Source organism: Burkholderia sp. AU28863 (assembly GCF_002223195.1).
Taxonomy (GTDB): Bacteria; Pseudomonadota; Gammaproteobacteria; order Burkholderiales; family Burkholderiaceae; genus Burkholderia; species Burkholderia sola.
This window is the reverse complement of the sequence record NZ_NKFE01000006.1, coordinates 92,606-115,611: the sequence shown is the minus strand read 5'-3', so window position 1 is coordinate 115,611 and position 23,006 is coordinate 92,606. Positions and strand designations below refer to the sequence as shown.

Genomic DNA, 23,006 nt, shown 5'->3' with positions numbered 1-23,006 from the left:
CTGCAAAAAGATGACGTTCAATGCGCGAGTTCGACGGGTTCGGCCGTGCGTTCCGGCAGGCCCTGACGGCCGTCGAGACGGCCGCTCAGCGCGGTGAGGGCAAACGCGCCGAGCGTGACGACGGCGGCGATCCACGGCGTGTGGCCGAGGCCGACGTTCGCGACGATCAGGCCGCCGAGCGACGATCCGCCGGCCACGCCGAGGTTGAAGGCGGCGATGTTGAAGCCCGACGCGACGTCGGTGGCGTCCGGCGCGAAGTGGCGCGCCTGCTTGACGACGTACACCTGCAGCCCCGGCACGTTGCCGAACGCCACGGCACCCCACGCGAGCATCGTCAGCACCGCGAGCCATTTCACATGGATCGTGAAGGTCAGCGCGAGCAGCACGATCGCGAGCAGCAGGAAGATCCGCTTGAGCGCCTTCACGGGGCCGACGGCGTCCGCGAGCTTGCCGCCCCATACGTTGCCGACCGCGACCGATACGCCGTAGCCGACGAGCACGAGGCTGACCTGCGACGGCGTGAAGCCGGCGATCTGTTCGAGCAGCGGCGCCATGTACGTGAACGCGATCAGCGAGCCGCCGTAGCCGACCGCCGTCATCGCATAGACGAGCAGCAGGCGCGGCTGGGCCAGCACGCGCAGTTGGCGGGCGAGCGGAGCGGGCGGCGTCTGCGGCAGCCCGCGCGGCACGAACGCGACCGCGCCGAGGAACGCGACGAGGCCGAACAGCGCGACGATCAGGAACGTCGCGCGCCAGCCGAAGTGCTGGCCGATGAAGGTGCCGAGCGGAATGCCCGCGACGAACGCGACGGTCATCCCGCTGAACATCGTCGCGATCGCGCTGGCGGCCTTGTCCTTCGGCACGAGCGTGGTCGCGATGATCGAGCCGACCGAGAAGAACACGCCGTGCGCGAGGCCGGTGAGCACGCGCGCGACGATCAGCGATTCGTAGCCCGGCGCCTGCCACGCGACGAGGTTGCCGACGGTGAAGAGCGCCATCAGCCCGGCGAGCAGCGCCTTGCGCGGCACGCGGCCGGTGAGCGCGGTGAGGAGCGGCGCGCCGATGGCCACGCTCAGCGCGTACAGGCTGACGAGCAGGCCGGCGGACGGCAGGCTGACGCCGAGGTCGGCGCCGATCGTCGGGATCAGCCCGACGATCACGAATTCGGTGGTGCCGATGGCAAAGGCGCTGATGGTCAGCGCAAGCAACGCGAGTGGCATGACAGGATCCGGGTTTCAGTAGGAATGGATCGCAGTGTGCCGGCTTTACTTTTGCGGAAAAACTGGTCTATAAACCAAATTGTTTTGATTTCAAATCAACAATGAAGATCACTCTCGATGAACTCCAGGCCTTTGCCGCCGTGGTCGACACCGGTTCGATCACCGCCGCCGCCCTGCAGCTCGACCTCACCGTGTCGGCGACGAGCCGCACGCTCGCGCGGCTCGAGGAAAAACTGAAGACCACGCTGCTGCGCCGGACCACGCGCCGGCTCGAACTGACGGAGGAAGGGCGCGCGTTCCTGCAGGATGCGCGCGCGATCATCGAATCGGTCGAGAACGCGGAAGAGCAGATGCTCGCGCGGCGCGAGATGCCGTCCGGGCGCCTGCGCGTCGACGCCGCGACGCCGTTCATGCTGCACGTGATCGTGCCGCTCGTGCGCGGCTACCGCGAACGCTTCCCGAAGGTCGAGCTGGAGCTGAACAGCAACGAGGGCATCATCGACCTGCTGGAGCGGCGCACCGACGTCGCGATCCGGATCGGCCGGCTGAAGGATTCGACGCTGCACAGCCGGCGCATCGGTAACAGCCGGGTGCGCATCCTGGCCAGCCCCGACTACATCGAAGCGCACGGGCAGCCGCGCAAGGTCGAGGATCTGCCGAAGCACACGCTGCTCGGCTTCACGCAGCCCGAATCGTTGAACGTATGGCCGATCCTCGGCACGGACGGCGAGCCCTGCCGCATCGAGCCCGACGTCTGGTCTTCGAGCGGCGAGACGCTGCGGCAACTCGCGCTGGCGGGCACGGGCGTCGTCTGCCTGTCGGATTTCGTGACCGCACAGGATCGCGAAGCGGGGCGGCTGGTGCAGGTGCTTGCGCGCCAGACGCTCGACGTCCGGCAGCCGATTCACGCGGTGTACTACCGCAATACCGCGATCTCGTCGCGGATCGCGTCGTTCGTCGATTACCTGATCGAGGTGCTGGGCGGCGGCAGCGGCGGCGATGCGCCGGCGCGGCGCAAGGCCGCGTGGATGGAGTCGCAGTAGCGACGCGGCGCTGCCCTGCGGGATCCGGCGTGCCGCGCGGCGGCACGCCGTCGTGCGGCGATTACGCCTCTTCAGCCCAGGACATCCCGTCGCGCGCGAGCAGCGCCGACGAAGCCGCGGGCCCGAACGTGCCGGCCGTGTACAGGCGCGGCCGGTCGCCGAGCTGCTTCCAGCCGTCGAGGATCGGCTCGACCCACGACCAGGCGGCTTCGAGTTCGTCGCGGCGCATGAAGTGCGTGAGGCGGCCGCGGATCACGTCGATCAGCAGCCGTTCGTACGCTTCCGCGCGCCGTTCCGGAATCGCCTGCTGCAGGTCGAGGTTCAGGCTCACCGGCACCATGTTCATCCCGCTGCCCGGTTCCTTCGCGAGCATCTGCAGCTGGATCGACTCTTCCGGCTGGAGCTGGATCACGAGACGGTTGCCGTAATTGCGCGGGCCGGTCGGGATGATCGAGAACGGCATGTCCGCGAACTCGATCACGATTTCCGACTGGCGGCGCTGCAGCCGCTTGCCGGTGCGCAGGAAGAACGGCACGTTCGCCCAGCGCCAGTTGTTGATGTGCGCGCGTAGCGCGACGAAGGTTTCCGCACGGCTGTCCGCCGGCACGTTGTCTTCCTCGAGATAGCCCTTGACCGGCTGGCCGTCGACGGCGCCGGCCGTGTACTGGCCGCGTACCGTGTCGCGCGCGACGTCCGACAGCGACATCGGCCGCAGCGAGCGCAGCACCTTCAGCTTCTCGTCGCGCACCGCGTCCGGGTCGAGCGACACGGGCGGCTCCATCGCGACGATGCACAGCAGTTGCAGCAGGTGGTTCTGCACCATGTCGCGCAGCGCGCCGGTATGGTCGTAGAAGCCCGCGCGGCTGCCGACGCCGACCGTTTCCGCGACCGTGATCTGCACGCTGCGGATGTTCGGCGCCTGCCACAGCGGCCCGAAGATCGGGTTGCCGAAGCGCAGCACCATCAGGTTCTGCACGGTTTCCTTGCCGAGATAGTGGTCGATCCGGTAGATCTGCGATTCCTCGAAGTGCTTGCCGACCGCGTCGTTGATCGCCTTCGCGGACGCGAGATCGTGCCCCAGCGGCTTTTCGAGGACGACGCGCGAGTGCGCGTCGACGAGGTGCGCGGCCGACAGGTTGTCGCAGATCGTCGTGAACAGCTCTGGCGACGTCGACAGGTAGAACACGCGGATCGCGTCGCCACGCGCCGCTTCGGCGAGCCGCAGGTAGTCGTCCGGCGCGTTCACGTCGATCAGCACGTACTTGAACAGGTCGAGGAAGCGGCTCCACGCGTCGGCGTCGAACGCCTTCTCGTCGATGAACGGGCGCGACTGCTCGTCCATGAACTTGCGATAGCCGTCGATGCCCCAGTCGCGGCGGCCGACGGCGATGATGCGCGTCTCGGGCGGAAGATTGCAGTGCAGGTGCGCCATGTACAGCGCGGGCAACAGCTTGCGGGCGGCCAGGTCGCCGCCGCCGCCGAAGATGATCATGTCGACGGGCCGGTCGGCCGCGGTTTGGGAAGGCTGATTCGTCATGGGAGGTTCGCGGTTTGAAACGGTGAACGTGAAACGAACGTCGAGGGCAATGAGGCGCCGGATGAGCGGGCGCCGGTACGGCAAAACGCAATAGTGCACCGTTTTGATGGTTTGCGTGCGCGTTCGTCCGGATGTAACAGGGCTTGCATTTCCGACGACGGTCCGATTATGATTGAGCGCTCACTCATTAAAGGAGTCGAACGTGGCCCGACCGCGCAGTCCCGACAAGCACGAAGCCATCCTCGCCGCGGCCGCGCGCGCGCTCGCCGAGGACGGCGCGACCGCGACGACCGCGCGTATTGCAAGGCTGGCCGGCGTGGCGGAAGGCACGGTGTTCACGTATTTCGAGACCAAGGATGCGTTGTTGAACGCGCTGTACGTGAGCCTGAAGGCCGACATGCGCGAAGCGATGATGACCGGGTTTCCGGAACATGCGCCGGCCGAGCAGGCGGTGCGGCATGCGTGGAACGGCTATGTGTCGTGGGGTGTCGCGAATCCGGACGGCCGGCGCGCGCTGCAGCAGCTCGGCGTGAGCGGGCGCATCGACGACGCGAATCGCGCGGCCGGCGCCGAGGGTTTCGGCGCGATTCGCGCGCTGCTGCGCGAACAGGTCGCCGCGTCGGGCGCGCTGAACCGCGACGAAGCCCATGCGTTCTGCTCGGCGGTGTTTACGTCGATCGCGGACATCGCGATGGAATCGATCGCACGCGATCCCGCGCGGGCCGATGCGTACCGGGAAGCCGGGTTTCGCGCGTTGTGGGCCGTGTTGCACACGGTATGAGTCAGGCATGGCCGTCGGGGCGGCGCGTGCCGCGACGACGGGCAGGGCGTTTCAGGCAGGGCGATGCAGGTCGGGAAGGATCGATTCATCGTCCATATTAATGAGTGAGTAATCATTCATTTTAATTGTTTCACCACGATCAAGGAGTGGAAAATGTCGAAAGTCTGGTTGGTAACAGGGGCCGCACGCGGCCTGGGACGCGCGATTTCGGAAGCCGTGCTGGCGGCGGGCGACCGACTGGTGGCCGGCGCACGCGATCCGGCGCAACTGGCCGATCTGGCCGAACGGTACGGCGACCGATTGCTGCCGGTCGCGCTCGACGTCACCGACGAAGCGGCGGCCGAGCAGGCTGTCTCGGCGGCATGCGCCGCGTTCGGCCGCATCGACGTGCTGGTGAACAACGCGGGCTACGGCCATACGGCGCCGTTCGAGCAGATGGGCGCCGACGTGTTCCGCGACCAGATCGAAACGAACCTGTTCGGCGTGATCAATCTGACGCGCGCGGTGCTGCCGACGATGCGCGCACAACGCGCGGGGCGCATCTTCCAGGTGTCGTCGGTCGGCGGGCGGACGTCGACACCCGGGTTGTCCGCGTATCAGGCCGCGAAGTGGGCGGTCGGCGGATTCAGCGACGTGCTCGCGAAGGAAGTCGCGCCGTTCGGCGTGCGCGTGTGCACGCTCGAACCGGGCGGGATGCGGACCGAATGGGCCGCGCGGGCGAAGCGCGGCATCGACGATCTGCTGCCCGACTATCAGCCGTCGGTCGGCAAGATCCTCGACCTGCTCGGTGCGTATGGCGGGCACGAGGTCGGCGATCCCGCGCGGATCGCGGCGCTGATCGTCGACCTGTCGCGCCGCGACGACGTGCCGCTGCGCCTGCTGCTCGGCGGCGATGCGCTGTTCGTCTGCGAGCAGGCGGAACGGCAGCGCGCGGAAGAGGCGGCGCGGTGGCGGGACGCCACGCTGTCCACGCAGTTTCCGGACGCGAAGCTGCCGGACGGGCTGCAGGCGCTCAAGGCGATCGAGTAAGGGTGGCCGTCGTCGCGGGCGGCGCATCGACGGCGTCGCTCGCGCAAGCCGGGTCGCATGCCGGCGCGATCGATTTCGCCGGCGGCCCGGCGCGCAAAAACGCCGCGTGGGTCCGCATCGCCCGCCGGCTCTCGCCCGACCATTCGCGAAACGAGAACGATCAATTCTCCTCAGCGGGGATTCTGTCGCAACCGCCGAGTTTCTAGACTTGCCTCAAGCGATGAGACCTGCTCGTCGCACCTTCCAAAGGGACACAGTCATGAAGCTCTACGTTCACCCGCTTTCCGGTCATTCGCACCGCGCACGCCTGCTCATCTCGCTGCTCGGCATCGAGCACGAACTGATTGAAGTCGACCTGGCCGCCGGCGCGCACAAGTCGCCTGAATTTCTGGCGCTGAACCGCTTCGGTCAGGTGCCGGTGCTGGTCGACGGGGACACCGTGATCGCCGATTCGAATGCCATCCTCGTGTATCTCGCCCGCACGTCGGGCAACAGCGACTTCCTCCCGCAATCGCCCGCGCAGGAAGCCGCCGTCCAGCGCTGGTTGTCCGTCGCGGCCGGCGAGATCGCCTTCGGCCCGGCCGCCGCGCGGCTCATCACGGTCTTCGGTGCGAAGTTCAACGCCGACGAAGTGATTGCCCGTGCGCATCGCATCCTCGCGCTCATCGACGCCGAACTCGCGGAGCGCGACTTCATCGTCGGGCCGAAGCCCACCATCGCCGACGTCGCGTTGTATGGCTACGTCGCGCGCGCCCCCGAAGGCAATGTGGACCTGTCGGGCTATTCGAACGTCGCGGCATGGCTGCGCCGCATCGAAGCGTTGCCGGGCTTCGTCGAGTTCGTGAAGACGCCGGTCGGGCTCGCGGCGGCTGCGTGAGCGACGCCGGGCGCGTCAAGGCGCGCCGAATGCGTCATGTGCAGAATCCGTCGAGGAGACACATCGTGAGCACGGTATCGAATGAAGCGAACTCGCCATGGCATCGGGGCGAACTCGAGCTGCAGGAAAAGACGGGCGTGATGCAGAAGATGGACAGCGTGGGACGACGCTTCGTCAGGGATCACATGCCCGACCAGCATCGCGCGTTCTTCGCGCAGTTGCCTTTCGTCGTCGTCGGCGCGGTGGCCGACGACGCAGACGTATGGGCGACCTTCGCATTCGGCCAGCCCGGCTTCATGCAGTCGCCGAACGACAAACGCCTGCGCATCGACACCGTATTCGATCCGAACGATCCGGCTGCCGGCGGCACGCACGACGGCGCGGCGATCGGCCTGCTCGGCATCGAACTGCATACGCGGCGTCGCAATCGCCTGAACGGCATGATCCGTCGCGGCGAGACGCGCGCATTCGATCTCGACGTCGTGCAGAGCTTCGGCAACTGCCCGCAATACATCCAGTTGCGCGATTTCGCGTTCGTCCGCGAACCCGATACGTTCTCGGGAATCGCACCGGAGGAAAGCGATCGTCTCGACGATCGCGCCCGCGCGATCATCGCGGCGGCCGACACGCTGTTCGTTGCATCCTACGTCGGCGACGGCGCCGAGCGTCAGGTCGACGTTTCGCATCGCGGCGGCAAGGCCGGGTTCGTGCGTATCGGCGACGACGGCGTGCTGACGATCCCGGATTTCGCCGGCAACCTGTTCTTCGCGACGCTCGGCAATTTTCGGGTCAATCCGCGCGCGGGCATCGTGTTCGCCGACTTCGAAACCGGCGACGTGTTGCAGATGACCGGCGAAGCCGAAGTCGACCTCGATTCGCCCGAGATCGCCGCATTTCAGGGCGCGGAGCGACTGTGGCGTTTCAAGCCGCGCCGCGTCGTTTATCGCGCCGGCGCATTGCCGTTGCGCTGGACGTTCCGGGCGGAAGGCTGGTCGCCCAACTCGCTGATGACGGGCAGCTGGGACGAGGCCGCGAGCCGCCTGAGGGCCGCCGAACTGGCACGGGCGTGGCGTCCGTTCAGGGTCGCGAAAATCACCGACGAGAGCACGCTGATTCGCTCGTTCCAGCTCGAGCCTGCGGACGGCGCCGGATTGGTGCCGCACCTGGCGGGCCAGCACGTGCCGATTCGCGTGAATCTGTCGGAGGGCGGCGATCCGCTCATTCGCACTTATACGGTGTCGAGCGCGCCGTCGGACGGTGTGTATCGCATCAGCGTGAAGCGGGAAGGGCGCGTGTCGTCGCATCTGCATGACGGGGTGCAGGTCGGTGACCGCATCGACGTCCGGGCACCCGCCGGGCAATTCACGATCGATGCGCTCGAGCGGCGTCCTGCCGTGTTGCTGGCGGCCGGTGTCGGGGTGACGCCGATGCTGGCGATGCTGCGTCACATCGTCTACGAAGGCGCGCGCAAGCGCGGCACGCGCAAGACCTGGTTCTTTCACGCCGCACGCTCCGTGAAGGAGCGCGCGTTCGGCGACGAGATCGGCGAGCTCGCGTCGGCGGCGAACGGCGCGGTGAACGTGGTGCGCGTCCTGTCGGACGCGACCGGCGCGCGCGAGGGCGACGAGTTCGACGTCGTCGGCCGCATCGATGCGAACCTGCTGCGCGCCACGCTGCCGTTCGACGACTACGACTTCTATCTGTGCGGACCGTCGGGCTTCATGCAAGCGGTCTATGACGGGCTTCGCGACCTGAACGTGGCGGACCACCGAATCCACGCGGAGTCGTTCGGTCCTTCCGGGCTCAAGCGTCGAGCCGATTCGGGCGCGAGTACCCCGCTGCGTGCGCCGGCGGATACGCCGACACCCGTCGCGTTCGTCAAGTCGGGCAAGGAAGCGCGCTGGCAGCCGGGCAGCGGCTCGCTGCTGGACCTGGCCGAGGCGCGCGGCCTGACGCCCGAATACGGGTGCCGAGGAGGCAGTTGCGGCACCTGCCGCACCCGGATCGTCGAAGGCGCTGTGACGTATCCGGTCGCGCCGGAATTCAAGGTACCGGACGACGAAGCGCTGATCTGCTGCGCGGTGCCCGCGCATCGCGAATCGGGCGGCGGCGACCGTCTGCTGCTCGACGTGTGATTCAGAACCCTCGTCGCCCGGCGACGATTCCCAACGAAAGGAGTTTGATCATGAAAGACGTCAACGTTGTTCGCCCGCCGGTTCCACCGTTCTCGCTGGAGACGGCGATCGAGAAAGTGCGGCTCGCGGAAGACGGGTGGAACACGCGCAATCCGGAGCAGGTTTCGCTCGCGTACAGCGTCGACAGCGTGTGGCGCAACCGCGCCGAATTCGCGACGGGCCGTCCGGCGATCGTTGCGCTGCTCACACGCAAGTGGCAGCGCGAACTCGACTACCGGCTCATCAAGGCGTTGTGGGCGTACGGCGGCAACCGGATTGCCGTACGCTTCGCCTACGAGTGGCATGACGACGCGCAGAACTGGTATCGCTCGTACGGCAACGAGAACTGGGAATTCGGTGACGATGGCCTCATGCATCACCGCCATGCGTGCATCAACGATCTGCCGATCGCCGAGGCCGACCGCAAGTTCTTCTGGCCGCTCGGGCGCAGGCCCGACGATCATCCGGGCCTGAGCGATCTCGGTCTGTAAGGCCTGCTTGCATACGGAACGCGACGCCCGATACGCGTGCCGGTCGGGACGGTTCCGCCGCTTGCGCCGTGCCGACTCGCCGGTGTCGGCTATGCAGACCACATCGGCGCCTGGGCTCTCAGCCTTTCGACGCAGAGATCGATGAACGCGCGCGCTTTCCGGTTCGCGTACCTGCCTTCGCGATGCACGACATGAACCGGAAGCGGCGCAAGTTCGTGTTCGGCCAGCAGCACGCACAGCGTGCCTTGCGCGAGTTCGTCGACCACCTGATAGGACAGCAGGCGCACGATGCCGAGACCAGCCGTTGCCGCGGCAATCGCGGAATCGTTCGTCGTGGTGAGCAGGCGCGGCTGGATGGGGACGGTGAGCGTCTTGTCCCGCGCGCGGAAGCGCCATTCGGGCGCGGGCGTGATTCCCGTCGCCTGAATCGTGACGTGAGCCGCGAGATCGTCCGGATGCTGCGGCGTGCCGTGCGCACCGAGATAAGCGGGGGAAGCGCACAGCACGCGGCGTACCTTGCCGACCGCGATCGCCTGCAGCGACGAGTTCGGCAGCTCGCCGATGCGCACGGCAACGTCGGCGCCTTCATCGACGAGATTGACGACGCGGTCCAGAAACCAGCAGTTGAGATTGACGAAAGGATGCTGCTCCAGATACTCGAGCGCGATCGGCGTCACGTAGCTCTTGCCGAACAGCACGGGCGCCGTGACGGTGAGCTGGCCGCGTGGCGTATTGCCGGTGCCGGTGGCGGAAAGCTCGGCCGCGTCGATGTCCGCCAGAATGCGCCGGCAGTCTTCGTAAAACGACGCGCCCGCATCGGTGATGCGGACCACGCGCGTCGTCCGCGTCAACAGCCGCACGCCCAGATATTCCTCGAGTTCCGTCATCACGCGGCTGATCACCGACGGCGATACGTTCAGCTTGCGCGCCGCCGATGCGAACCCTTCCGTCTCGACCACCGTGACGAAGGTGGTCATGGCCTGGAGCCTGTCCATGTATGAAAGATATCCGGGTGAAGTGAACGTGGCCTCGCGCGCATCGTGCGTCAGGATGAACGCGCTTCCGGCTCCGCGACTCTCGACGATCGCATGCGCCACTTCGCCGGCGTCATGCCTACCTGCCGTTTGAACACCCGCTGGAACGCGGCCTCGGATCGATATCCGACCGATTCGCCGATCTCGGCGACCGACATTGTCGTTTGCGCGAGCTTGCGCCCGGCAAGCGCCATGCGGATTTCAGTCAGGACATCGGTTGCCGAGCGGCTGATCGCCTCGTCGAAGTGGCGTGCGAACGTCGCGCGCGACATGTGGCAGCGCTCGGCCAGCCGGGCCAGCGTCCAGGGCTTTTCCGGCTCGTCGAACATGGCCGCGAGCGCCGGCTGCAGCCGATGACGTTGTGCCAGTGCAAGCAGCCCGCGCGGCGCTTGGCCTGCGTCGGACGCACTGCGCAGGGTCAACGCGAACAGCGCGCCGGACAGATGATCCACGACCGCGGCACTGCCGGCGCGTTGCTCCAGCGCTTCCTCGCGCATCAACTCGATGACCCGCGCGAGCCGCGTGGCTGCAAACGCGGCGTCGCGCATCTGTTCGTCCCCCGCCGTTACGCTGCTCACGAGCAGACGTCGAGGCAGATGGTCGCGCAGCAACTGCTGCGGGACGGCAGGCAGCACGAAGCGCCCGCACAGCACGTCGGTGTTCGCATTGGCGCTGCCGTTCGTCGCAACGGTCAGGCCGTTCCTGTGCCGCTCGCGCGCCGCGCGCGGCGCCTCGCCGCTGCCGTCGTGCAGCCGATGGGCGCTGCCGGACGGAAACACCACGATGTCGCCCGCCTTCATCCGGAGCGTCGGTTCGTCTTCTCCGTCCGGCTCGCACTCGACGACGGCCTCGCCGCGCAACAGGATGTGATAGGGGAGTTCCCACTCGCTCGACTCGGGATGGTCGATGCGCCACGGCGACCCGAAGTGGCACCGCACGTCAAGTCGCCCCGTGACCGGCATCATCGACAGCAATCGGTCGAGCATTTCCATATGAGACGTTTGAGCATGGAGTTGCGGCAGTATGGCATTAAAGAAACGGTCGCGCATCCCTACACTGACTCCCATGCCATACGACATGGCTAACCGTTCAACCATGAAGCAAGGAGTCGATCATGTCCCGTCTCACCACCATTCGCCCTGAAGAGGCAACCGGCGCGGCCGCTGAAGTGTTCGCGAAGATCAAGAAGGCCGTCGGCAAGGTGCCCAACGCATACGCAACCATCGGCACGCAAAGCCCCGAAGCGCTCGGCGCGGCGCTGGCGTTCGATGCGGCGGTCGCGGCGAGCACGCTCGGCAAGGCCGATATCGAAGCGATCAAGCTGGCGGTCAGCGAATACGCGGGATGTGATTACTGCGTCGCCGCTCACACGCTGATGGGCAAGCTGGCCGGCCTGACGAGCGATCAGATGAAGCAGGTGCGCGCGGGTGCGGCAACCGGCGACGCCGCGCGCGACGCGCTGGTCGCGTATGTCCGTACGCTCGTCGGTACGCACGGCACGGTCCCCGTCGCGGTCGTCGATGCGGTGCGCGCAGCGGGCTATACGGAACGCCAGCTCATCGAGATCAATCTCGCCATCGCGTCGATCACGTTCACGAACCTCGTCAATCGCGTGAACGATACGACGCTCGATTTTCCGGCCGTGGCGTAACGGCGCGGCAGATCGGGGCCGCCTTTACCGAACCTGCGGATCAACGGCGCAATCCGCATCCGCGAATGTCGGTAACGCCAGCGCGATGGGGCAGCAACTTGCTGCTGCACCATCGCGCTGGCGCCTGACGCTGCGTCACCGCGCAATTCGCCGCGCATGTATCGCGGACAGGAAGCCGCCGTCTGCGTCGATACGCTGACGCACTACCGGCCGTCGGGATCGGTCCTGTACCCGAGTTCGCCGCTGATCAGCCCGGCCTCGTGGCGCAGTGACGTCGCGACCGGCCCGTCGATCGATGCGTCGAAGCCGCCGGTCGCGCCCAACGCGGTGATCGCCGCGCACATATGTCCGTTCGCATCGAATAGCGGTGCCGACACGGCGCTGATGCCCTTCAGGTTGGTGTCGCAGACGGTCGCGAGGCCGGCCGCGCGAATCTCGCGCTGCAATTTACCGACCGGATCGCGCCGATCGAGCTGGGCGCGCAACTCGGCCGGCGCCGACGCGAGTTCGTCTTCCGCAAGCTGTCGCACACGCGGCTCGTCGAGCAGCGCGAGGAACAGCCGCCCGGTTGCGGACCATAGCAACGACATCACCGAGCCGGCGCGCACATTGACCGTGACCGGCAGGCCGGGCTCTTCGAAGCGCATGATCGTCGGCCCGCGGTTGCCCATGATCGCGACGAAGCACGTTACTTCCAGACGCTCGCGCAGGCGCACGAGCGACGGTTCGGCGAGCCGTATCGGATCGGCCATCCGGATCGCCGCGAGCCCGATCGAGATGCACTGGGGCCCGAGCACGTATTGCTGGGTGGCGCGCTCCTGCGTGACGAACGATTCCTCCATCAGGCTCGCCAGATAGCGGTGAACCTTCGCGGGATTCTCGTCGAGCCGCGCCGCGAGCGCGGTCAGCGTGGCGCGGCCGCCGCACGCGGCGAGTTCCTTCAGCACGAGCAGGCCGGTCGACGCGGACTGGACGCGCTGCCTGCGGTCGCGCTCGGGCGGCGCGGTCTTCTTCGTTCTGGCGATTTTTTCCATAAGCCCGATTCTAGCCGGACGACCGGCGGCGCCCGACCGCCAAGGTTTACCCCAGTCGTTTGATTACGCATTGCGTATTAGATTTACGCAAAATCATAGCACGGGAGCGAATCATGTCCGTCACGGAGCGCCACGCGTCATCGTCGAAATGTCCGTTTCATCCTGCGCCGGCCGCGGCGACCGCGCCGAACGGCTGTCCGGTGAGCGCCGCCGCAGCCGCGTTCGACCCGTTCGACGACGGCTACCAGCAGGATCCGCCCGAGTACGTGCGCTGGGCGCGCGAGCAGGAGCCCGTGTTCTACAGCCCCAAACTCGGCTACTGGGTCGTCACGCGCTACGACGACATCAAGGCGATCTTTCGCGACAACATCACGTTCAGCCCGTCGATCGCATTGGAGAAGATCACGCCCACCGGGCCCGACGCGAACGCGGTGCTCGCGTCGTACGGCTTTGCGTTGAACCGCACGCTCGTCAACGAGGACGAGCCCGCGCACATGCCGCGCCGCCGCGCGCTGCTCGACCCGTTCACGCCCGACGCGCTGAAGCATCACGAACCGATGGTGCGCCGGCTCGCGCGCGAATACGTGGACCGCTTCATCGACGACGGTCGAGCGGATCTGGTCGACCAGATGCTGTGGGAAGTGCCGCTCACGGTCGCGCTGCACTTTCTCGGCGTGCCCGAAGAGGACATGGACACGCTGCGCGAATACTCGATCGCGCACACGATCAACACGTGGGGGCGTCCGAAACCGGAGGAGCAGGTCGCGGTCGCGCATGCGGTCGGCAAGTTCTGGCAGTTCGCGGGCAAGGTGCTCGACAAGATGCGCGAGAATCCGTCCGGGCCCGGCTGGATGCAGTACGGGATCCGCAAGCAGAAGGAACTGCCGGACGTGATCACCGATTCGTATCTGCATTCGATGATGATGGCGGGCATCGTCGCCGCGCACGAGACGACCGCGAACGCGACGGCGAACGCGATGAAGCTGCTGCTGCAGCATCCCGACGCGTGGCGCGACATCTGCGAGGATCCGTCGCTGATCCCGAATGCGGTCGAGGAGTGCCTGCGGCACAACGGCTCGGTCGCCGCATGGCGACGGCTCGCGACGAAGGACGTGACGATCGGCGGCATCGACATTCCGGCGGGCTCGAAGCTGCTGATCGTCACGTCGTCCGCGAATCACGACGAAGCGCGCTTCGCGGACGCCGACCTGTTCGACATCCGCCGCGAGAACGCGAACGATCAGCTGACGTTCGGCTATGGATCGCATCAGTGCATGGGCAAGAATCTCGCCCGCATGGAGATGCAGGTCTTCCTCGACGAGTTCACGCGCCGCCTGCCGCACATGAAGCTTGCCGAGCAGCGCTTCACGTATGTGCCGAACACGTCGTTCCGCGGCCCCGAACACCTGTACGTCGAATGGGATCCTGCGCTGAATCCCGAGCGCCGCGATCCGTCGGTGCTGCGCCCGCGCGCGGCGGTGCGCATCGGCGAGCCGTCGTCGCACGCGGTGAGCCGCGCGGTCACGGTCGAACGCGTGTCGATGTGCGCGGATCGCATCGCCCACATCCGGCTCGTGTCCGCCGACGGCCGCCCGCTGCCGCGCTGGACGCCCGGCGCGCATATCGACGTGATCTGCGGCGATACCGGCATCACGCGCCAGTATTCGCTGTGCGGCGACCCGGCCGAGCGCGACGCGTATGAGATCGCGGTATTGCACGACGCGCAAAGCCGCGGCGGATCGGCGTGGGTGCATGCGAATCTGCGCGCCGGCGATGGGCTGAAGATTCGCGGTGCGCGCAATCACTTCCGCTTCGCCGCCGACGCCGACAAGGCCATCTTCGTCGCGGGCGGCATCGGCATCACGCCGATCAGTGCGATGGCGCGCGAAGCGAAGGCGCGCGGCATCGATTACGAAATCCACTACAGCGGTTCGCGACGCGCGTCGATGGCGATGCTCGACACGCTCGCCGCGCTGCATGGGGAGCGTCTGCACGTGTACGTGTCGGAAGAAGGCTCGCGTAACGACTTTCGCGCGCTGTTCGCGCAGCCGGCCGACGACACGCACATCTACGCGTGCGGCCCCGCACGGATGCTCGATGCACTCGAAGCGAGCTGCGCGCACTGGCCGCGCGATGCGCTGCGGGTCGAGCATTTCGTGTCGACGAAGGCGGCGCTCGATCCGTCGAAGGAGCGGCCGTTCGAAGTCGAACTGAAGGATTCGGGCATCACGCTGACGGTCTCGGCGAACCAGACCGTGCTCGACGCGTTGCAGCACGCGAACATCGACGTGCAGAGCGACTGCCGCGAAGGGCTGTGCGGATCGTGCGAAGTCCGCGTGCTGGCCGGTCGAGTCGATCATCGCGACAGCGTGCTCACGCGCGCGGAGCGCGACGCGCACGACCGGATGATGACCTGCTGTTCGCGCGCGTGCGGCGGCGAGCGGCTCGTTCTCGAGCTTTGAGCGCGTGGTGGCGCCGCGGCGCCGTTCGCCCCGCTATCAACCACAAAAAATACCGGAGACATGTGCGATGAAAAAGCGTGCCAACCTGATGTTCGCCTGCACCGTCGGCACCACGCTCGAGTGGTACGACTTCTTCGCGTTCGCCGCGTGTGCGGTGCTCGTGTTCGACAAGCAGTTCTTCGTCGTCGGCAATCCGCTCGCGGCCACGCTGCTCGCGCTCGCGACGTTCGCGGTCGGCTTCGTCGCGCGGCCGCTCGGCGGCATCGTGTTCGGGATGATCGGCGACCGCATCGGCCGCCGCAAGACGCTCGTCGTCAGTCTGCTGATGATGGGCATCAGCACGTTCTGCGTCGGCCTGCTGCCGACCTATGCGTCGATCGGCATCGCGGCGCCGCTGCTGCTCGTGCTGCTGCGGATCGTGCAGGGGATCGCGGTCGGCGGCGAGGCGACCGGTGCGATCCTGATGATCGCCGAATCGATGCCCGCCACGCAGCGCGGCTTCTGGACCAGCTTCACGATGTTCGCGGGCCCGCTCGCGAACGTGCTGACCGCGCTCGTGATCGGGCTGGTGCAGCGGTTCTACGGCGATGCCGCATTCGTCGACTGGGCGTGGCGGATCCCGTTCTTCGTCTCCGCGCTGCTCGTGATCGTCGGTTTCTGGACGCGTCGGCGCGTCGAGGAATCGGCGGCGTTCGCCGAGCTGGCCGCCGCGCATCGGACGGTCGAGCGCGCGTCGCTGCGCGAAACGTGTGCGGGCAACTGGCGGCAGATGGTGCGTGCGTTCTTCGTGAAGGCCGCGGAAAACACGTTCCTGTATCTGTTCTCGACGTTCGCACTCGGACTCGCGACCGGCTATCTGCACTTCAGCCGGCCGCAGGCGCTGTCCGCGCTGATGTGGGCGTCGGCGCTCGAGGTCGTCGTCATTCTGGTCGCCGCGCACGTGTCGGACCGGGTCGGACGGCGCCCGGTGCTGATCGCCGGCTTGCTCGGCGCGGCGGTCGCCGGTTGCTCGTTGTTCACGTTGTCGCCCGGCAGCGATTATGCGCATCTGCAACTCGCGTTGATCGCGTGCCTGGCCTGCCACGGCATCATTCTCGGACCGATGGCCGCGTACATGGCCGAATTGTTTCCGACGCGTGTGCGCTTTACCGCATTGTCGACCAGCTATCAGCTCGCATCGGTGCTCGGCGGGTCGATCGCCCCGATCGTCGGCACGCTGCTCGTCAGCTATACGGGCTCGGCGATCTTCGTCGCGGGTTACGCGATGCTGATGGCGCTCCCTGCGTTCGTCGCGGTGATCGCGTCGCGAGAATCGCGCGGCGAGGACTTCGAGTCACGGTCGATGTCCGCCGGCCATGCGGTTGTGCGGACGAACGACCGGCCGCGCTCGACGCATGCGTAAAGAACGGCGGCCGCGTCATGCGGGCGAAGAAGCGGGTTGCGCGCGTGCCGGCTCGACCGGTCCGTACTAGCCCTGTTACGGCTCGCCGAGTTGAACCCGGCCTTTGCCGAAGCGGCGATCAGGTGCCGTAGACGTTCTCGCAGAGCGCGACACTCGCGCCCAGCTTCCGCGATAGATCGGCGGCCGCATCCAGTTGCGGTCGATCCAGCTCGCCCGACTCGTGCGCGACGCTGAGGCGAGACGCAGGACCGGAAAGCGTCAGCGCCGCCATGAACTTGTCGCCGGCGCCGAAGACCGGCACCGCGAACGCCGCCGTGTGCACGTCGCGCGCACCCGCGGTGAAGAGGGGCAGTGCAGGCGGCTTGTCGTAGATCGGCTCGCCGAGCCCCCAGAAGCGGATCACGTGACTGATGGCCGTGTCGTCGAGCGGCAGCATCGTCCCGGCGAGCCGGGTTTCACGTAGACCTTCGGACGGCTCGACGCGAAACAGGCAGAGCCGCTGCCCGTGGTCGTGCACGTAGTACGATGCGCTTTCCTTCGTCAACGCGGCCAGCGCATGCAGCGCCGGTTCCACCACCGTGGACAGATGGAAGGACTGCTCGTACAGCTTGCCGAGGTACAGCACGCGATGTCCGAGCGAATAGTTGCCGGATTGCGCGCGCACGACATACCCCATTCGCTCCAGCGAATTCATCAGCCGATAGACCGTCGTCTTGTGCATGCCGGATGCCTGCGACAGCATCGCGAGCGACTGCGATTCGGCGCCGGGCTTGAAGCAGTCCAGCAGCGAAAGCGCCTTTTCCACGGCAACGACCCCGTCGTTTCCCATTCCTTCTCTCCCGTCGACATTCATTCGGAATTGTACAGAGTAAAACGATGGTTTACCACGTAAAAGGGTAAACGCCAGTGCCTTCGTGCGCGTCCTCTGGCTATAGTGATTTCACTGCGTACACCAGTGTTGTACAGAGTACAACGCATAACCCGAGGTCGAAACATGAGCAAGCCATCCGTCAGCACTTCTCCGATCAATCGCGACATCGAACGCGTGTCGCCCGAACTCGTTCAGGCGGCCGCGCGCTACCAGGCCGCGATCCTGGCCGACGTCGCGGGCCGCCGTGGCACGGTGCATGGCCGCGTGCGGCCGTTGTCGCCGAAGATGAAGGTCGCCGGCCCCGCGGTCACGGTCGAAGTCCGGCCGGGCGACAACCTTGCGATTCATGCGGCGCTCGCCGTCGCGAAGCCGGGCGACGTCGTCGTGGTCGACGGCAAGGGCGACATCTCGTGCGCGTTGCTCGGTGAAATCATGGCGGCGCAGGCGAAGGCGACCGGCATCGCCGGTATCGTCATCGACGGCGCGGTGCGCGACGCGCACGAACTGGCCAACGGCGACTATCCGATCTTCGCGGCCGGCCTCAATCCGTGCGGCCCGACCAAGAGCGTCGCGGGGCGCGTGAATGCGCCGATCTCGCTGGGCGGCACGACGGTGAATCCGGGCGATCTGGTGGTCGGCGACGCCGACGGCGTCGTCGTCATTGCGCGCGCCGACGTCGCGCGCATCGTCGATCTCGCGCAGAAAAAGCTCGACTTCGAAACCGCGCGTATCGCGGCGATCCACAAGGGCGACCTTCGCCCGGGCTGGATCGAGAAGGAGTTGCGCGCAGCCGGCATGCTGGCAGAAGGCGAGGCACTGTGATGCAGGCCGCTTCGCACAAGCCCGTGGTCCTCGTGACCGCCGCCGACCTGGCGCCGCAGGCGCTCGAGATGCTTGCGCAGTTCGACGTCGTGTTCGCCGGCAAGCAACCGACCGAAGACGACATCGTGGCGCTCTGCACCCGGCACAAGCCGATCGCGATCATCGTCCGGTACGGCAAGGTCAACGCCCGCATCATGGATGCGGCCGAAAATCTGCAGGTGATTTCGAAGCACGGCAGCGGGATCGACGTGATCGATCAGGCCGCCGCCGCCGCGCGCGGCATCGCGGTGCGCGCCGCGGTCGGCGCGAATGCGGCCGCCGTCGCCGAGCACACATGGGCGCTGCTGCTCGCGTGCGCGAAGTCGGTTCCGCAGCTCGATAGGCGCATGCGCGAAGGCCATTGGGACAAGTCGACGCACAAGTCCGTCGAACTCGACGGGCGCACGCTCGGCCTCGTCGGACTCGGCGCGATCGGCCGGCGCGTGGCCGCGATCGGCGCGGCGTTCGGCATGAAGGTGCTCGCGTTCGATCCGTTCGCGAAGGAAGCGCCGGCCGGTGTGACGCTGGTACCGCTCGACACGCTGTACGCGGAGTCGGACGTCGTGTCGCTGCATTGTCCGTTGACGGCCGACAACCGCCGGATGCTCGACCGAGACGCGCTCGCGCGTTTCAAGCGCGGCGCGATGCTCGTCAATACCGCACGCGGCGGCCTGATCGACGAAGCCGCGCTTGCCGAGGCACTGGCAAGCGGCCGGTTGAGCGCAGCCGGCCTCGACAGCTTCGACGTCGAGCCGATGACGGCGCCGCACCCGTTCCAGCAGATTCCCAACGTGATTCTGTCTCCGCATATCGGCGGCGTGAGCGATGCCGCGTACGTGAACATGGGCAAGGGTGCGGCCGCCAACGTTCTCGCGGTGCTGGACGAACGCGCGCACAGCGCGGCTTGAACCCCGAACATCGAGGTACGCATGTTTTATCTGACGAGTCCCGACGTGCGCGAAGCCGACGTGTTCACGCGCATGCCGGAGAAGTTTCGCAAGCCGGACGTCCGCACGGAATGGGCGCGCGCGAATCGCGGCGGCATGGTCACGGATTCCTTTCTCGAAGGGCCGGTGTGGGATCCGGACGGCTATCTGTTCGTCACCGACATTCCGCACGGGCGCATCTTCCGCATTTCGCCGTCGGGCGACTGGGATCTCGTCGTCGAATACGACGGCGAGCCCAACGGGATGAAGCGTTTCGACGCATCGCACCTGATCATCACCGACTACCGGAACGGCCTGATGCTGCTCGATATCGAGCGCGGTGAAGTTCGCCCTTATCTCGAGCGCCGCAACACCGAGCGCTTCAAGGGCGTGAACGATCTGACGTTCGACTCGGCCGGCAATATCTACTTCACCGATCAAGGGCAGACCGGGCTGCACGATCCGACGGGCCGTGTGTATCGGCTGTCGCCCGACGGCAAGCTCGACATGCTGCTCGGCACCTGCCCGAGCCCGAACGGCCTCGTGCTGTCGCGCGACGAGAAGGTGCTGTTCGTCGCGATGACGCGCGGCAATGCCGTGTGGCGCATGCCGCTGCAGACCGACGGATCGGTCACCAAGGTCAGCCAGTTCTTCACGTCCTACGGACCGAGCGGTCCCGACGGCCTCACCGTCGATCTCGAAGGCCGCCTGTTCGTCGCGAATCCGGGGCTCGGCCGCGTATGGGTGCTCAACCACTGCGCGGAGCCCGTCGAGATCCTGACCGGGCCGAAGGGGGCGTCGCTCACGAGCGTGTGCTTCGGCGGCCCGGACATGAAGACGCTCTTCATCACCGAATCGACATCCGGTTCCGTGCTGAAAGCGGACATGCGCATTGCCGGCCCGCTGCCGAAGCAGGCCGCGAAGCAGGACTGAGACCCACGAGCCGAGCCGGGAAGCCGCACGTCGGCCTCCCGCCCGTATGCCGAAAGATCGCGCCGCCAGCCGCGCGACGAAGGAGACAAGCATGACCATTTCGCACGCGCTGCATGCCGGCGACGACGTACCGCGCGCCGATGCGTCATCGGCGGAGCGCCTGGCCGCCGACGATTACGCGGCCAGCGAGCGCACGCTCGCGAAGGCGTTCCGGCGCATTCTGCCGTTCATCTTCGTCTGCTACGTGATCAGCTATCTCGACAGGACCAACGTCGGTTTTGCCGCGCTCACGATGAACAAGGATCTCGGTCTCACGGCCGAGCAGTTCGGCTTCGGCGCCGGCCTGTTCTTCATCGGCTATTTCCTGTTCGAGATTCCGAGCAACCTGATCATGCAGAAGGTCGGGGCGCGCGTGTGGATCGCGAGAATCATGATCACGTGGGGCGTGTTCTCGATGGCGACGGCGTTCGTCGTCGGCCCGAAGAGCTTTGCGGCCGCGCGTTTTCTGCTCGGGCTCGCCGAGGCAGGGTTCACGCCCGGCATCTACCTGTATTTCACGCACTGGTTTCCCGGCAAGTGGCGCGCGAAGGTGACGGCCGCCTTCCTCGTCGGCATCCCCGTCGCGAACATGATCGGCTCGCCGATTTCCGGTGCGCTGCTCGAACTCGGCGGCCTGCACGGGCTGCGCAGCTGGCAGTGGCTGCTGCTGATCGAAGGCGTACCGGCCGTCATGCTCGGCATCGCGTGCCTGTTCGTGCTGGCCGACCGTCCCGAGAAAGCCGCGTGGCTCAGTGACGAAGAGAAGGCGTCGCTCGCGAAGCGCCTCGCGTTCGAGCAGCGCGACATCGGCGCCAGGCACGGCAGCAAACTGCGCGACGCGATGACGAACTGGCGCGTGTTCGTGCTCGCGTTCGTCAACTTCTGCGGGATCGTCGGCTCGCTCGGCGTCGGATTGTGGATGCCGCAGATCATCAAGCAGTTCGGCGTCGAACACGCGGTGGTCGGCTGGCTGACGGCCATTCCGTATGCGCTCGGCGCCGGTGCGATGCTCTGGTGGGCGCGTCTCGCCAATCGCGCGGCCAACCGCATCCCGTATGTCGCCGGTGCACTGGCACTCGCCGCGGCGGCGTTGTGTGCGAGCGCCTTCATTCATGCGCCGGTTTTCAAGCTGATCGCACTGTGCGTCACGGTGAGCGGGATCCTCGCGTTCCAGGCGACTTACTGGGCCATCCCGTCGGGATTCCTCACCGGCCGGGCCGCCGCGGGCGGACTCGCGCTGATCGTGTCGGTCGGCAATCTCGGCGGCTTCGTCGGGCCGTCGCTGATCGGCGCGCTCCGGCAATTCTCCGGCGGCTTCACCGCGCCGCTCATCGCCGTGTCGGGTGTGCTGTTGCTCGGCGCGTTGACCATCGTGTGGCTCGGCGATCCGGGCTCGGGCGCCGGCGAAGCGCCTGCCGCCCGCGAGCCGTGAACTTTCTCTCGCCAGAAAACCCACCCACAAAAATCAGTTTGGAGACTCCATGTTGTCGAATCCGGCCACCCTGCATACCCGCCCGAAACCCCGCCTTGCGCTCGGGGCCGTCACCGTCGCGAGCGCGGCCTTGTGGTGCGGCGCCGCGCATGCGCAAGGCAGCGTCACGCTGTACGGCATTGCCGACGTCGGTATCGAGCACATCAACAACACGAGTACCGGCGGCGCGCAGACGCGCGAAGCGTCGGGCAATCTGTCCGGTTCGCGCTGGGGGCTGAAGGGCGTCGAGGATCTCGGCGGCGGCATGAAGGCCATGTTCCAGCTGGAAGACGGCTTCAACATCAACGACGGCACGACCGCGCAGTCGACGAAAGGCCTCGGCTCGAATGCCGCCACGACGTCGCGGATTTTCGGCCGGCAGGCGTGGGTCGGGCTGGCGTACCGGGGCCAGCAACTGACGTTTGGCCGCCAGAATTCGCTCTTCTACGAACAGGCCGTGGCCTTCGACCCGATGGGCGCGTCGTCGCGATACTCGGTGCTGTCGGTCGACTACGCGGCGGCCGCGCGTATCGACAATTCGGCGAAGTACACCGGCGTGTTCGGTCCGCTGACGGCGCAGGCCATGTATAGCACCCGCTACGACACCGGGTACGGCGCCGAAGTGCCGGGCGCGCAACTCACCGGCCGCTTCTTCAGCGGGGCGCTGACTTTCGCGCAAGGACCGCTCGCCGCGAGCGTGTCGTACGAGCAGCGCAACAGCAACACCGTCGCGACCAACACGGGCACCGAGCGTCGCGCGACGGCCGCCGCGTCGTATGCGATCGGACCGGTGAAGGGCTTCGCCGGTTATCGCTATCTCCATGCGTCGAACGCGTTCCTGCCGGCGAACCCGATCCATGTCGCGAATGGCGCCGAAGCCAGCGCGGCGAACTTGTACTGGGCCGGCGCGCAGTACGCGGTGTCGCCGGCGTTCGTGGTCACGGCCACGGCCTATTACCAGGACGTGCATTCGACGAGTGCCGATCCGTGGCTGGCCGTGCTCTGTGCGGACTATCTGCTGTCGAAGCGTACCGATATCTACGCGACGGCGGGTTTCGCGCGCAACAAGGGCGGCTCCGCGCTCGGCGTGAACGGCTATGGCACGGTCGCACCCGATCACAACCAGACGGGCGTGGTGATCGGCATGCGCCAGAAGTTCTGACGGTGAGT

The 23,006-nt window shown here is 66.8% G+C and carries 21 protein-coding genes; 15 read left to right on the top strand and 6 right to left on the bottom strand.

Annotated features, from left to right (window positions below; all coding sequences use genetic code 11):
* Positions 1 to 17: 17 nt before the first annotated feature.
* Positions 18 to 1,220 (bottom strand): MFS transporter, encoded by a 1,203-nt coding sequence (locus CFB81_RS27090; protein ID WP_069621568.1) that lies wholly within the window; start codon positions 1,218 to 1,220, stop codon positions 18 to 20.
* Positions 1,221 to 1,321: 101 nt separating this feature from the next.
* On the opposite strand from CFB81_RS27090, the gene CFB81_RS27085 reads away from it, so the two are divergent.
* Entirely contained in the window at positions 1,322 to 2,263 is a 942-nt protein-coding gene (locus CFB81_RS27085) for a LysR family transcriptional regulator (RefSeq protein ID WP_069621567.1), read from the top strand.
* Positions 2,264 to 2,324: 61 nt separating this feature from the next.
* Here CFB81_RS27085 and zwf read toward each other — a convergent pair whose 3' ends face one another.
* Entirely contained in the window at positions 2,325 to 3,800 is a 1,476-nt protein-coding gene (gene zwf, locus CFB81_RS27080) for a glucose-6-phosphate dehydrogenase (RefSeq protein WP_069621566.1), read from the bottom strand.
* A 202-nt stretch (positions 3,801 to 4,002) separates the two neighbouring features.
* Here zwf and CFB81_RS27075 point away from each other — a divergent pair, with 202 nt between their 5' ends.
* The 6 genes from CFB81_RS27075 (at position 4,003) to CFB81_RS27050 (ending at position 9,152) form a co-directional block, all read left to right on the top strand.
* The gene (locus CFB81_RS27075; protein WP_058902379.1) at positions 4,003 to 4,581 is read left to right on the top strand and encodes a TetR/AcrR family transcriptional regulator; all 579 of its coding nucleotides are present in this window, start codon (positions 4,003 to 4,005) and stop codon (positions 4,579 to 4,581) included.
* A gap of 153 nt (positions 4,582 to 4,734) precedes the next feature.
* Positions 4,735 to 5,610 carry an SDR family NAD(P)-dependent oxidoreductase gene (locus tag CFB81_RS27070; protein ID WP_058902378.1) on the top strand — a complete coding sequence of 292 codons (876 nt, stop codon included), beginning with the start codon at positions 4,735 to 4,737 and terminating at the stop codon, positions 5,608 to 5,610.
* A gap of 2 nt (positions 5,611 to 5,612) precedes the next feature.
* Complete coding sequence (locus CFB81_RS27065; RefSeq protein ID WP_089437208.1) at positions 5,613 to 5,816, top strand: hypothetical protein; 204 nt, start codon at positions 5,613 to 5,615, stop codon at positions 5,814 to 5,816.
* A gap of 53 nt (positions 5,817 to 5,869) precedes the next feature.
* Positions 5,870 to 6,487: a glutathione S-transferase family protein gene (locus CFB81_RS27060; RefSeq protein WP_069621563.1), complete on the top strand. Its 618-nt coding sequence runs from the start codon at positions 5,870 to 5,872 to the stop codon at positions 6,485 to 6,487.
* 65 nt (positions 6,488 to 6,552) lie between these two features.
* A complete protein-coding gene (locus tag CFB81_RS27055) occupies positions 6,553 to 8,622 on the top strand; it encodes a pyridoxamine 5'-phosphate oxidase family protein (protein WP_089437207.1) in 2,070 nt (689 codons plus the stop codon).
* A 50-nt stretch (positions 8,623 to 8,672) separates the two neighbouring features.
* Positions 8,673 to 9,152, top strand: coding sequence for a nuclear transport factor 2 family protein (locus CFB81_RS27050; protein ID WP_058902375.1), 480 nt, complete (start codon positions 8,673 to 8,675; stop codon positions 9,150 to 9,152).
* 89 nt (positions 9,153 to 9,241) lie between these two features.
* Here CFB81_RS27050 and CFB81_RS27045 read toward each other — a convergent pair whose 3' ends face one another.
* The gene (locus CFB81_RS27045; protein WP_089437206.1) at positions 9,242 to 10,147 is read right to left on the bottom strand and encodes a LysR family transcriptional regulator; all 906 of its coding nucleotides are present in this window, start codon (positions 10,145 to 10,147) and stop codon (positions 9,242 to 9,244) included.
* Positions 10,148 to 10,197: 50 nt separating this feature from the next.
* Complete coding sequence (locus tag CFB81_RS27040; RefSeq protein ID WP_256976345.1) at positions 10,198 to 11,178, bottom strand: AraC family transcriptional regulator; 981 nt, start codon at positions 11,176 to 11,178, stop codon at positions 10,198 to 10,200.
* Positions 11,179 to 11,300: 122 nt separating this feature from the next.
* On the opposite strand from CFB81_RS27040, the gene CFB81_RS27035 reads away from it, so the two are divergent.
* Positions 11,301 to 11,837, top strand: coding sequence for a carboxymuconolactone decarboxylase family protein (locus CFB81_RS27035; protein ID WP_050012119.1), 537 nt, complete (start codon positions 11,301 to 11,303; stop codon positions 11,835 to 11,837).
* Between the two features lie 203 nt (positions 11,838 to 12,040).
* Here CFB81_RS27035 and CFB81_RS27030 read toward each other — a convergent pair whose 3' ends face one another.
* On the bottom strand, positions 12,041 to 12,871 hold the full coding sequence (locus tag CFB81_RS27030) for an IclR family transcriptional regulator (protein ID WP_089437204.1): 831 nt from the start codon (positions 12,869 to 12,871) through the stop codon (positions 12,041 to 12,043).
* A 113-nt stretch (positions 12,872 to 12,984) separates the two neighbouring features.
* Between CFB81_RS27030 and CFB81_RS27025 the strand changes: the two genes are divergently transcribed.
* Both CFB81_RS27025 and CFB81_RS27020 read left to right on the top strand, forming a co-directional pair.
* Positions 12,985 to 15,333 carry a cytochrome P450/oxidoreductase gene (locus tag CFB81_RS27025; protein ID WP_089437203.1) on the top strand — a complete coding sequence of 783 codons (2,349 nt, stop codon included), beginning with the start codon at positions 12,985 to 12,987 and terminating at the stop codon, positions 15,331 to 15,333.
* A gap of 67 nt (positions 15,334 to 15,400) precedes the next feature.
* On the top strand, positions 15,401 to 16,735 hold the full coding sequence (locus CFB81_RS27020) for an MFS transporter (protein WP_089437202.1): 1,335 nt from the start codon (positions 15,401 to 15,403) through the stop codon (positions 16,733 to 16,735).
* A 118-nt stretch (positions 16,736 to 16,853) separates the two neighbouring features.
* Here CFB81_RS27020 and CFB81_RS27015 read toward each other — a convergent pair whose 3' ends face one another.
* Positions 16,854 to 17,564, bottom strand: coding sequence for an IclR family transcriptional regulator (locus CFB81_RS27015; protein ID WP_058902368.1), 711 nt, complete (start codon positions 17,562 to 17,564; stop codon positions 16,854 to 16,856).
* A gap of 165 nt (positions 17,565 to 17,729) precedes the next feature.
* Between CFB81_RS27015 and CFB81_RS27010 the strand changes: the two genes are divergently transcribed.
* From CFB81_RS27010 to CFB81_RS26990, 5 genes are all read left to right on the top strand, one after another.
* The gene (locus CFB81_RS27010; RefSeq protein ID WP_062885014.1) at positions 17,730 to 18,428 is read left to right on the top strand and encodes a methyltransferase; all 699 of its coding nucleotides are present in this window, start codon (positions 17,730 to 17,732) and stop codon (positions 18,426 to 18,428) included.
* Complete coding sequence (locus tag CFB81_RS27005; protein ID WP_089437201.1) at positions 18,428 to 19,375, top strand: NAD(P)-dependent oxidoreductase; 948 nt, start codon at positions 18,428 to 18,430, stop codon at positions 19,373 to 19,375. Before CFB81_RS27010 ends, CFB81_RS27005 begins: the two co-directional genes overlap by 1 nt.
* A 21-nt stretch (positions 19,376 to 19,396) precedes the next feature.
* Entirely contained in the window at positions 19,397 to 20,326 is a 930-nt protein-coding gene (locus tag CFB81_RS27000) for an SMP-30/gluconolactonase/LRE family protein (protein WP_089437200.1), read from the top strand.
* 91 nt (positions 20,327 to 20,417) lie between these two features.
* Positions 20,418 to 21,797 carry an MFS transporter gene (locus tag CFB81_RS26995; RefSeq protein WP_089437199.1) on the top strand — a complete coding sequence of 460 codons (1,380 nt, stop codon included), beginning with the start codon at positions 20,418 to 20,420 and terminating at the stop codon, positions 21,795 to 21,797.
* 49 nt (positions 21,798 to 21,846) lie between these two features.
* A complete protein-coding gene (locus tag CFB81_RS26990; protein ID WP_089437198.1) occupies positions 21,847 to 22,998 on the top strand; it encodes a porin in 1,152 nt (383 codons plus the stop codon).
* The last annotated feature ends 8 nt before the right edge of the window (positions 22,999 to 23,006 follow it).

What these genes read in the sequence shown, in the direction of transcription:
- CFB81_RS27090 (WP_069621568.1), bottom strand. Translation starts at nt 1,220, where the DNA reads ATGCCACTCGCGTTGCTTGCGCTGACCATCAGCGCCTTTGCCATCGGC.
- CFB81_RS27050 (WP_058902375.1), top strand. Translation starts at nt 8,673, where the DNA reads ATGAAAGACGTCAACGTTGTTCGCCCGCCGGTTCCACCGTTCTCGCTG.
- CFB81_RS27020 (WP_089437202.1), top strand. Translation starts at nt 15,401, where the DNA reads ATGAAAAAGCGTGCCAACCTGATGTTCGCCTGCACCGTCGGCACCACG.
- CFB81_RS27000 (WP_089437200.1), top strand. Translation starts at nt 19,397, where the DNA reads ATGTTTTATCTGACGAGTCCCGACGTGCGCGAAGCCGACGTGTTCACG.
- CFB81_RS27010 (WP_062885014.1), top strand. Translation starts at nt 17,730, where the DNA reads ATGAGCAAGCCATCCGTCAGCACTTCTCCGATCAATCGCGACATCGAA.
- CFB81_RS27060 (WP_069621563.1), top strand. Translation starts at nt 5,870, where the DNA reads ATGAAGCTCTACGTTCACCCGCTTTCCGGTCATTCGCACCGCGCACGC.
- CFB81_RS27030 (WP_089437204.1), bottom strand. Translation starts at nt 12,871, where the DNA reads ATGGAAAAAATCGCCAGAACGAAGAAGACCGCGCCGCCCGAGCGCGAC.
- CFB81_RS27005 (WP_089437201.1), top strand. Translation starts at nt 18,428, where the DNA reads ATGCAGGCCGCTTCGCACAAGCCCGTGGTCCTCGTGACCGCCGCCGAC.
- CFB81_RS27025 (WP_089437203.1), top strand. Translation starts at nt 12,985, where the DNA reads ATGTCCGTCACGGAGCGCCACGCGTCATCGTCGAAATGTCCGTTTCAT.
- CFB81_RS26995 (WP_089437199.1), top strand. Translation starts at nt 20,418, where the DNA reads ATGACCATTTCGCACGCGCTGCATGCCGGCGACGACGTACCGCGCGCC.
- CFB81_RS26990 (WP_089437198.1), top strand. Translation starts at nt 21,847, where the DNA reads ATGTTGTCGAATCCGGCCACCCTGCATACCCGCCCGAAACCCCGCCTT.
- CFB81_RS27040 (WP_256976345.1), bottom strand. Translation starts at nt 11,178, where the DNA reads ATGGAAATGCTCGACCGATTGCTGTCGATGATGCCGGTCACGGGGCGA.
- CFB81_RS27045 (WP_089437206.1), bottom strand. Translation starts at nt 10,147, where the DNA reads ATGGACAGGCTCCAGGCCATGACCACCTTCGTCACGGTGGTCGAGACG.
- zwf (WP_069621566.1), bottom strand. Translation starts at nt 3,800, where the DNA reads ATGACGAATCAGCCTTCCCAAACCGCGGCCGACCGGCCCGTCGACATG.
- CFB81_RS27085 (WP_069621567.1), top strand. Translation starts at nt 1,322, where the DNA reads ATGAAGATCACTCTCGATGAACTCCAGGCCTTTGCCGCCGTGGTCGAC.
- CFB81_RS27015 (WP_058902368.1), bottom strand. Translation starts at nt 17,564, where the DNA reads ATGGGAAACGACGGGGTCGTTGCCGTGGAAAAGGCGCTTTCGCTGCTG.
- CFB81_RS27070 (WP_058902378.1), top strand. Translation starts at nt 4,735, where the DNA reads ATGTCGAAAGTCTGGTTGGTAACAGGGGCCGCACGCGGCCTGGGACGC.
- CFB81_RS27035 (WP_050012119.1), top strand. Translation starts at nt 11,301, where the DNA reads ATGTCCCGTCTCACCACCATTCGCCCTGAAGAGGCAACCGGCGCGGCC.